Source organism: Streptomyces phaeochromogenes (genome assembly GCF_001418655.1).
Classification (GTDB): Bacteria; Actinomycetota; Actinomycetes; order Streptomycetales; family Streptomycetaceae; genus Streptomyces; species Streptomyces phaeochromogenes.
This window is the reverse complement of the sequence record NZ_LIQZ01000451.1, coordinates 1-1,877: the sequence shown is the minus strand read 5'-3', so window position 1 is coordinate 1,877 and position 1,877 is coordinate 1. Positions and strand designations below refer to the sequence as shown.

Here is a 1,877-nt window from a genome sequence, read left to right as displayed (position 1 = left end):
CTCAGCCGCGGGCCGGGTCCGCCGGATGCGGAGCCAACAACGGCAGCTGGGACGCCAGGCGCTCCTCGCACAGCTCCACCAGGCGGTCGTAGCCGGCCTTGCCCATCAGTTCGATCAGTTCGGGCCGGTACGAGACGTAGACCGGGTCGCCCGCGCCGTGCGCAGAGGTCGCCGACGTGCACCACCAGTGCAGGTCGTGCCCGCCAGGACCCCACCCGCGGCGGTCGTACTCGCCGATCGAGACCTGGAGCACCCGGGTGTCGTCGGGCCGGTCGATCCACTCGTACGTACGCCGGACCGGGAGCTGCCAGCAGACGTCCGGCTTGGTCTCCAGGGGCTCGCGGCCCTCCTTGACGGCCAGGATGTGCAGCGAGCAGCCCGCGCCGCCCGCGAAGCCCGGCCGGTTCTGGAAGATGCACGAGCCCTGGTACGGCCGGGTCTGCCGGTCGCCGTCCTCGTCCTTCGAGACCCAGCCGGTCTCCGTCCCCACCTCGTGGTTCTGCCACATCTCCGGCGTGAGCCTCGCCACATGCCCGGCGACGCGCTTCTCGTCGTCCTCGTCCGAGAAGTGGGCGCCCAGCGTGCAGCACCCGTCGTCCGCGCGGCCCGCCTGGATGCCCTGGCAGCCGCTTCCGAAGATGCAGTTCCAGCGAGAGGTCAGCCATGTCAGATCGCAGCGGAAAAGCTGCTCGTCGTCGGCCGGATCCGGGAACTCCACCCACGCACGCGCGAAGTCGAGCCCCTTCTCGTCACCCTGCTCCGGGACGGCCGGGGACTTCTTGGACTTGGGCGAACCCTTGGCGGACTTGGCGGACACTGCCGACTTGTCGGCCTTTGCCTTTTTCGTCTTTGGCACGAGTCCAGGGTAAGTGGCCGGGAAGCCATCCGGGGACTGCTGGGCGTTCCGCGCGCAGTAGCGTTCCGTACATGAGACTCGGTGTCCTCGACGTGGGTTCGAACACGGTGCATCTGCTGGTGGTGGATGCACACCCCGGCGCGCGCCCGCTGCCCGCGCATTCGCACAAGGCGGAGCTGCGGCTCGCCCAACTCCTCGACGAGAGCGGCGCGATCGATTCTGTAGGAGTCGACAAACTGATCGCCGTTGTCCAGGAGGCGCTGGAAGCCGCCGAGGACAAGGGCGTCGAGGACCTGCTGCCGTTCGCCACGTCCGCGGTGCGCGAGGCCAGCAACGCCGACGACGTACTGGCCCGGGTGCGCGCCGAGACCGGCGTCGAGCTCCAGGTCCTCACCGGGGCCGAGGAGGCGCGGCTCACGTTCCTGGCGGCCCGCCGCTGGTTCGGCTGGTCGGCGGGGAAGCTGCTCGTCCTCGACATCGGCGGCGGCTCCCTGGAGATCGCCTACGGCATCGACGAGGAGCCGGACGCGGCGGCCTCGCTGCCGCTGGGCGCGGGCCGGCTGACCGCCGGCTGGCTGCCGAACGATCCCGCGGACCCGGAGGACATCAGGGCCCTGCGCCGCCATGTGCGGGCCCAGATCGCCCGTACGGTCGGGGAATTCAGCCGCTTCGGCGCGCCCGACCACGTGGTCGCGACCTCCAAGACCTTCCGGCAGCTCGCCCGCATCGCGGGCGCCGCCCGCTCGGCCGACGGCCTGTACGTCCAGCGCGAGCTCAAGCGCCGCTCCCTGGAGGACTGGGTCCCCCGCCTCGCCGCCATGACCACCGCCGAACGCGCCGAACTCCCCGGCGTCTCCGACGGCCGCGCCAACCAACTCCTCGCCGGCGCCATCGTCGCCGCCGGCGCCATGGACCTCTTCGGCGTAGAAACCCTGGAAATCTGCCCCTGGGCCCTGAGAGAGGGCGTAATCCTCCGAACCCTGGACCAGATGGCGACCCCGTAGCCCGCCTCGCGCCCCGG

At 71.1% G+C, this 1,877-nt stretch carries 2 protein-coding genes; one reads left to right on the top strand and one right to left on the bottom strand.

Annotated elements, in window-relative coordinates:
- Position 1 precedes the first annotated feature (1 nt).
- Positions 2-856: a DUF3109 family protein gene (locus AOK17_RS42475; protein WP_055617999.1), complete on the bottom strand. Its 855-nt coding sequence runs from the start codon at positions 854-856 to the stop codon at positions 2-4.
- A gap of 71 nt (positions 857-927) precedes the next feature.
- Between AOK17_RS42475 and AOK17_RS42470 the strand changes: the two genes are divergently transcribed.
- Positions 928-1,860, top strand: coding sequence for a Ppx/GppA family phosphatase (locus AOK17_RS42470; protein WP_055617998.1), 933 nt, complete (start codon positions 928-930; stop codon positions 1,858-1,860).
- Positions 1,861-1,877: the final 17 nt, after the last annotated feature.

Excerpts from the sequence above, each read along its gene's own strand:
- AOK17_RS42470 (WP_055617998.1), top strand. The coding sequence starts at position 928 with ATGAGACTCGGTGTCCTCGACGTGGGTTCGAACACGGTGCATCTGCTG.